Below are 6,518 nucleotides of genomic sequence, written 5' to 3' on the forward strand. Positions count from 1 at the left end.
GATGCGCTTAAACCAGCGGAATACTTAAAATGCCGAGTGCCAGAATTATTTTGTAAAGTGTGTTGATGACCTTAAAATCGGCTTGTTCTTTGGCGCGGTACACGAGCACGGCACTCATCATAACCATGATGATGGCGGCCGCGAAGTAAATCGCTACTTTGTCTATGGCGTAAGTGAGGTAGAGCAAAACGGGCGGAATAGGGGTGAGCACCATTGCGGTGTAGAGCAGTCGTTTTGTTTTTTTGATACCGAAATCGATGGGGACGGTGTGGTAGCCGTAAATAATATCGCCTTTTTCGCCAAGGATGTCTTTGATGATCTCCCTGATAAATTCAATGATGGCGATGAAAGCCACGTAAAAGAAAATGGCGTAGTTGATGTTATCGAAGTACACCACTATGATGAGGAATGGCGCAATGGTCAGAGCAACAGCAGCAATGTCGTTGAGCACTGAGATCTTGCGCATCTTGTGGCTGTAGAACCACAGCGCGATGGAAAATAAAAAGTTGAAGAGCATGATTCGCTTGGAGACGTAAAAACTTGTGATCATGCCCAGCGTATTGAACAGGAAGTAGAAGTTGAGCGCTGTTTTTTCACTTATGAGCCTGTGAATGACGACTTCCCCGGGTTTGTTGATGATGTCTCGCTCCACATCGTAAAAGGCGTTGATAATAAATCCCGATGCGATGATGAACGAAGACGAGAGAACCACCAAAAACAATTTCGGATCAAGGATCACGGTAAGCCAGTCTTTATCGGGGTTTAAAATAAATACTGAGGCGAGGTACTGTGCGAGAACTAAAATGAGGATATTGTACCACCTGACGAGCGACAGGAGGGCAAAAAACTTAAATAGCGCAACTCGTTGTCGCCTATTCAAGATCCTTTTCAAAACTTGTAAATTACCTCGAGTTCGTGATTTTTAAGGAGCGATTTAGCTTTTTCAAGGTCTTGCGTAAAACCTAGAACAAATCCTCCACCGCCTGAGCCACACAATTTGAGGTAGTAAGCGTTTGACTCCAGTCCCTGCTTCCATATTTTGTGAAAGGTTTTTGGAATCATCGGCTTGAAATTATCGAGGATCAACCCCGATAAATTCTTGAGGTTTTTGAAAAGCGGTTTGGTATCGCCTTTTAGGAATGCATTGATGCATTCATCGTTGTATTTCTTGAACTGCGATTTGATCATGTTGCGAAAACCTTCTTGCTTCATCTTTTCCATGAAGATGTTCACCATAGGTTGGGTTTCGCCCGGTGTGCCTGAGTTGAGGAGGAATATGGCGCCTTCCTCAGCTGAGCTATCGTTTGAGGCAGGAATTCCCACTGTGCCCAAATCACTTTTCCCCTTTATGAGAATTGGGAGCTTGAGGTAACAAATGAGCGGATCAATACCTGAACTCTTGCCGTGGAAAAAGGATTCCATTTTGCCGAAAATCTCTTTCAGCTCAACGATTTCATTTTTACCTATTTCTTCTTTAGACTGACCAAATTTATTTGTCGCGTACTTGTCATATATAGCTGCCACGATAGCCCCTGAACTGCCCACTCCAAATCCTTGCGGAATGGTGGAGTCGAAATACATGCCTTTTTCGATGTCGTTTTTTAACGCTTTTACATCGATTTTTGCATGAAAGCCCGGCTCATTTACCAGGTTCTGAAGGTGAGTGGCGTATTCATTGAGTGCTTTTTGCGATTTTTCTTTCGCTTCAAAGTTTTCTGATGAAAATTTGAGTTCACCGCGAAATGCTTTGTAGGGAATAGACAAACCCATTGAGTCCTGGATGATGCCGTACTCACCGAACAAGAGAATCTTGGAATAAAATAGCGCCTCTTTAATCATGGCTTTAATTGTTGAGGGCCTTCGCCCACATTGTCGCAAATATAATTTTTGTCTTCACAATAAACAATGAGTTCATTCTGAATAAACTCGAGGACTTTTGGTTCAGCGCTCTCAGGGTAGAGGAGATGAACGTTTGCTCCCGCGTCTAAAGTGAAGAACAACGGAGTACCCGTTTCTGTTCGCCAGTTGCGCACTTTTTCAATGACAGCCAGTGTATTGGGCTTCATGAGGATAAACGATTCCGGCCCGCTCATCATAAGTGCGTGAAGCATTAACGCTTCCTGTTCTACAAGGTTTCCAAAGGCTTCAATATCACCTTTTTCCAAAATGTGCTTGAGTTCTGTAATGTTGTTGTTGGCGGTGCGGTACCGCTCATCGCGGAAGGGGTGTTTGTCGAGCAAACTGTGACCGGCTGTGCTGGACACCGATTTCTTTCCCTGATCGATGAGGAGGATGGTGTCGCGAAAGGTGTGAAAGTCTTTGTGGACTTCCTTTTCGGGGACCTGAATAGCGTAAAGGTCAGATCCGTTGGCGTACTCGTGGTGTTGCCCCCACATCGCAAATTTCGGGTAAACGGAACGACTTGCACTTCCCGACCCGATGCGGGCGAGGAAAGAGGCTTTTTCGTAAAAGAAATCACTGTTCACATTGCCGTTGAGTTCTTTCTCGAGCGACATGCAACAGAGTGCCAGCGCGCTCATCCCCGATGCTGACGAGGCTATTCCGCTCGAATGAGGGAACGAGTTTTTGGTGTGGATCTGAATGTGGTAGTCCTGCAAGAACGGCTGAAAGCCGCGTATTTTATCCAAAAAGGAAAATGCTTTTTGTCCGAATGCTTTTTGCTCTTTGCCATCGAGGAAGAGCTGTAGGTTTTGGCGATCGGTGTCGCGTTTTTCAAATTTCACAGTTGTGGTAGTAACACACTGCGAGAGCGTAAAGCTGAGCGAGGCGTTAGCCGGCAACTGATCGCCTTTTTTGCCCCAGTATTTCACCAGTGCAATATTGGAGGGTGACTGCCAGGTGTATTCTGCTTTCTCAACTGGGCTGTTGATTCCCCTGAAAATAAAATCTGCCGTTTCTTTCATCATTTTGAGTTGTGCAAAAGTAGGGATTTGGTTTTGTTGATAAAGAGGGTACAACAGATGAATTGAGGGATGGTTTAGAAAGCAATTAAAACATAAACCAGAGTAAATAATAATTCATAATGTATCATTATATAAACAAAAAGTGCTATTATTGTTCAAATAAAAAAACATTATGTCGAATAAGAGTCCTGTTTTATTACCGAAAATGCAACGACTTTTAGCTGGAGTTGGAGAGAATATAAGGCTTGCCCGGTTGAGGAGAAAGCTCAGTAGTGAGCAAATGGCTGAGCGCTCAGGCATGGGACGGTCAACTTATGTGAAAATTGAAAAAGGAAATCCTGGAGTGAGTATTGGGTATTACTTAAATGTCCTTAACGTGTTGGGGTTGGAGAAAGATTTTTTACAGCTTGCTAAAGATGATGTAATGGGCCGTAAGTTACAGGATGCTAACCTGAGTACGAAAGAGAGAGCACCAAAGAGAAAGAAAAATAGTAATGAGTAAGCGGGAAACCAAAAGAGACATATTCGTATTTGCAGATTGGAGAGGAATGGAGAAACCTGCTCTAATGGGGGTATTACATTCGGAATTACTTCGAGGGAAAGAGGTGTTCTCATTTGAGTATGCTAATGACTGGTTGCAATCGGAACACGCTTCGTGGTTAGACCCTGACCTGGGGTTGTTTTCAGGACCTCAACACATTAGAGATGAAAAGCCGAATTTTGGTTTGTTTCTGGACTCTTCTCCTGATCGATGGGGACAACTTTTGATGCGAAGACGGGAAGCCGCTTTGGCCAAAAAAGAAGAACGTTCTACTCAAACATTTTTTCAAACAGATTATTTGCTAGGTGTTTATGACGAACACCGGATGGGAGCATTGCGCTACAAGCTCGATATTAATGGCTCGTTTTTAAATGACAATAAAGAGATGGCTGCTCCCCCGTGGACATCAATTAGGGACCTTGAAGAAATTAGTTTACGTTTAGAAGAACACGAGATAATCAATGACCCTCATTATTTGAAGTGGTTAAATATGTTAGTTGCTCCAGGCTCATCCCTGGGTGGAGCTAGACCTAAGGCTAGTGTTCTTGATTTAAATGGTCACCTTTGGATTGCTAAGTTTCCAAGTAGTAATGATGAATTTGATATAGGGGCATGGGAGATGGTGACTTATGAAATGGCCGTTGATGCCAGAATAAATATGGCAGAGTCAAAAGCAAAAAAATTCTCAAGTAAACACCATACTTTTTTGACAAAGCGTTTTGACCGAACAGAGAAAGGCGAAAGGATTCATTTTGCTTCAGCCATGACTCTATTGGGGTATTCTGATGGTCAAAATTATCAGTATGGAGTAAGTTATTTAGATCTTGTTGAATTCATAATGGAAAAGGGTGCAAATGTGGATGAAGATATGGAAGAACTTTGGAGGAGAATTATTTTCAGTATTTGTGTTTCAAATACAGATGATCATTTGCGAAACCATGGTTTCATATTAACTCCTGATGGCTGGGAATTGTCTCCTGCCTACGATATAAATCCTGTTGAAACAGGTTTAGGACTAAGTTTGAATATTTCTGAAGATGATAACTCATTGAACTTAGATTTGGCAATAGATGTGTGTGAGTATTTCCGCATATCTAAAGATCGAGCTCACGAGATTATCAAAGAAGTTAAAGAAGCTGTTTCAAGCTGGAGAATAAAAGCAAAGCGATACGGAATATCAAAAGCAGAACAAGAACTAAAAGCACGTGCTTTTTCGGTTGTAGAAACAAATGAAAGGTTGTGAGTTGTTTTTGCACTATTTTTAAGACCAGTGTGATTTTTAGGATGATTGTAATTTGAAAACAAAAAAGACCGGATTACAGCCTCTTGCTCTGGTCCGGGGTAGTGCCGTTTTTATCCATTAGAGAATCGATTAACTTATAGACGAACCATCAGGAAGAAGGATTTGGATTCCATTGAGTCTCTTGATTGAAAAGGTATTAAAAATGGCCTTTAAAATTCATAGGAAAGTAAGAACAAATACTATTCAAACTTCCAGATTTGATGAATAACCTCGGTTCTTGTTCGAAGTTGAAGAGTCTGTACAAGTAAAAATTATTTGATTTACTCTGAGAAAAAAGAAGCTCGTTTCGTGAAAAGTAAAAAGGAGTTTCTTTTCCTAATTTGGTGTTTTTCACCTCAATGAACCTATCTGTCCCATTTGGGTTTTTTGATAATATATCGAATCCTGCTCCATCTCCTTCTTCTTTCGAAATCCATCGGACTTGTTCAGCTAGATTGCTTTTCCCAAAATTATTTAACTGCCATTTTTCATATTCCAAAACTAGTTCTTCTCCTAAGTAACCTAGGGTTCTGTTTTTTTGCTCTTTTTCTAAATAATTTGTTTTAATTGGATTTCGTGAATAATATGGTGCAGGCTCATCTACTTGTTGAGTTGGCTTTGGAGGTTTAACCAATAATCGATTGAAGTCTTTTTTGATTTTTGTCTTATCTAACTTCTTATCGGCAAATTCTTTGAAGATTTTTTCAAAATGTGAATGATCAACAAGATAATTAATTACACTACTTTCTAAAACCTGTTGGTAGTTAAAGCGAGGCAGATAACCTTTAATAAAGGGTTGTCCCAAATATGCTAAGACTGCACTTATATTTTGATGTTTAAACTCGATAGATCCTTCCGAGCGATTATTAAGTAATGGAAGGAGTTTTCTTCTGTGCTCTGATTTTTTGTAACTCTTGTTGGCTAGCTCCATAAATAGCATGTCAAAGTAATCAGCGACTATCAATTCAACTTCTTTATTTGACCATGGAGACATTAGCTATTTTCAAGGTTGATTTAGACCAAATACGAATATAGTTTTTTAAATGGAGATATTTATTTGAGGAAGAATTATTCGACAATTTTTAGAAACTCAGAAAAAAAATCATCCATTTAGCATCTTATTTGAAAACTTCTTATCTTCCCCAAAACAAAAGCACATGAGATTCAAGATGATGCAGACGAAAAGGGAGGTGGAACTAAAGTCTTACCTGCTCTCGTTTTTGGCCGACAAAAGGGATTACACGATTCATGTAGGTTGTGACAGTCAGAATTTTTCCTCTAAAACGGTTTACGTCACTACAGTGGTTGTTCGCTTTCAGAACCGCGGAGCGCACGTGCTTTACAAAAAGGAGGTCGTTCCCAAGATTATTGATATGTGGACGCGCCTGTGGGCAGAGATCGAACGATCTGTTGAGCTGGCTACTTACCTGGAGGAAGATTGCGGAATAGAGGTGAGTCAGGTCGATATGGATTTCAACGAAGACCCGCAATTCCCCAGCAACAAGGTGTTAAAAGCCGCGAGTGGCTATGTGAGCAGTATGGGCTTTATCGTAAAAGCAAAACCGAATTTGCTTATGGCTACGTGGGCTGCGAATGTGTTGTGTCATTGAGTTGTTATGGAAATAGGTTCTTTTGCTAAAGCAAAAGAATGAGATAGATTTCTCGCTTTGCTCGAAATGAGATTGTTTTTATTCGTTTTGGCTTGACCCAAAAGAATCAAAAGGTCAAGACTCATCAGAGGCGATTTTTCTCCGTCCCGCAGCAAGTGCGT

General features: G+C 41.0%; 7 protein-coding genes. 3 read left to right on the plus strand and 4 right to left on the minus strand.

Annotated elements, in window-relative coordinates; translation table 11 throughout:
* Positions 1-7 precede the first annotated feature (7 nt).
* The 3 genes from RI557_RS07445 to mvaD are packed head-to-tail and all read right to left on the minus strand — an operon-like array spanning position 8 to position 2,927.
* A complete protein-coding gene (locus RI557_RS07445; RefSeq protein WP_310683034.1) occupies positions 8-892 on the minus strand; it encodes a geranylgeranylglycerol-phosphate geranylgeranyltransferase in 885 nt (294 codons plus the stop codon).
* The gene (locus RI557_RS07450; RefSeq protein WP_310668158.1) at positions 889-1,839 is read right to left on the minus strand and encodes a mevalonate kinase; all 951 of its coding nucleotides are present in this window, start codon (positions 1,837-1,839) and stop codon (positions 889-891) included. The genes RI557_RS07445 and RI557_RS07450 overlap by 4 nt, the downstream gene beginning before the upstream one ends.
* A complete protein-coding gene (gene mvaD / locus RI557_RS07455; protein ID WP_310683036.1) occupies positions 1,836-2,927 on the minus strand; it encodes a diphosphomevalonate decarboxylase in 1,092 nt (363 codons plus the stop codon). Before mvaD ends, RI557_RS07450 begins: the two co-directional genes overlap by 4 nt.
* Before the next feature lie 169 nt (positions 2,928-3,096).
* Here mvaD and RI557_RS07460 point away from each other — a divergent pair, with 169 nt between their 5' ends.
* Positions 3,097-3,426, plus strand: coding sequence for a helix-turn-helix transcriptional regulator (locus RI557_RS07460; RefSeq protein ID WP_310668156.1), 330 nt, complete (start codon positions 3,097-3,099; stop codon positions 3,424-3,426).
* Entirely contained in the window at positions 3,419-4,708 is a 1,290-nt protein-coding gene (locus RI557_RS07465; RefSeq protein WP_310668155.1) for a HipA domain-containing protein, read from the plus strand. Before RI557_RS07460 ends, RI557_RS07465 begins: the two co-directional genes overlap by 8 nt.
* A gap of 196 nt (positions 4,709-4,904) precedes the next feature.
* Here the strand turns inward: RI557_RS07465 and RI557_RS07470 are convergent, their stop codons facing one another.
* Complete coding sequence (locus tag RI557_RS07470; RefSeq protein WP_310668154.1) at positions 4,905-5,741, minus strand: DUF3883 domain-containing protein; 837 nt, start codon at positions 5,739-5,741, stop codon at positions 4,905-4,907.
* Between the two features lie 163 nt (positions 5,742-5,904).
* Here RI557_RS07470 and RI557_RS07475 point away from each other — a divergent pair, with 163 nt between their 5' ends.
* The gene (locus tag RI557_RS07475) at positions 5,905-6,357 is read left to right on the plus strand and encodes a ribonuclease H-like YkuK family protein (protein WP_310668153.1); all 453 of its coding nucleotides are present in this window, start codon (positions 5,905-5,907) and stop codon (positions 6,355-6,357) included.
* Positions 6,358-6,518 lie beyond the last annotated feature (161 nt).

Origin of the sequence: Salibacter sp. (genome assembly GCF_031581065.1) — a bacterium.
Lineage (GTDB): Bacteria > Bacteroidota > Bacteroidia > Flavobacteriales_G > Salibacteraceae > Salibacter.

Bases quoted from the DNA above. Each gene is read 5' to 3' on its own strand.
- RI557_RS07450 (WP_310668158.1), bottom strand. From the start codon at position 1,839: ATGATTAAAGAGGCGCTATTTTATTCCAAGATTCTCTTGTTCGGTGAG.
- mvaD (WP_310683036.1), bottom strand. From the start codon at position 2,927: ATGATGAAAGAAACGGCAGATTTTATTTTCAGGGGAATCAACAGCCCA.
- RI557_RS07460 (WP_310668156.1), top strand. From the start codon at position 3,097: ATGTCGAATAAGAGTCCTGTTTTATTACCGAAAATGCAACGACTTTTA.
- RI557_RS07465 (WP_310668155.1), top strand. From the start codon at position 3,419: ATGAGTAAGCGGGAAACCAAAAGAGACATATTCGTATTTGCAGATTGG.
- RI557_RS07470 (WP_310668154.1), bottom strand. From the start codon at position 5,741: ATGTCTCCATGGTCAAATAAAGAAGTTGAATTGATAGTCGCTGATTAC.
- RI557_RS07475 (WP_310668153.1), top strand. From the start codon at position 5,905: ATGAGATTCAAGATGATGCAGACGAAAAGGGAGGTGGAACTAAAGTCT.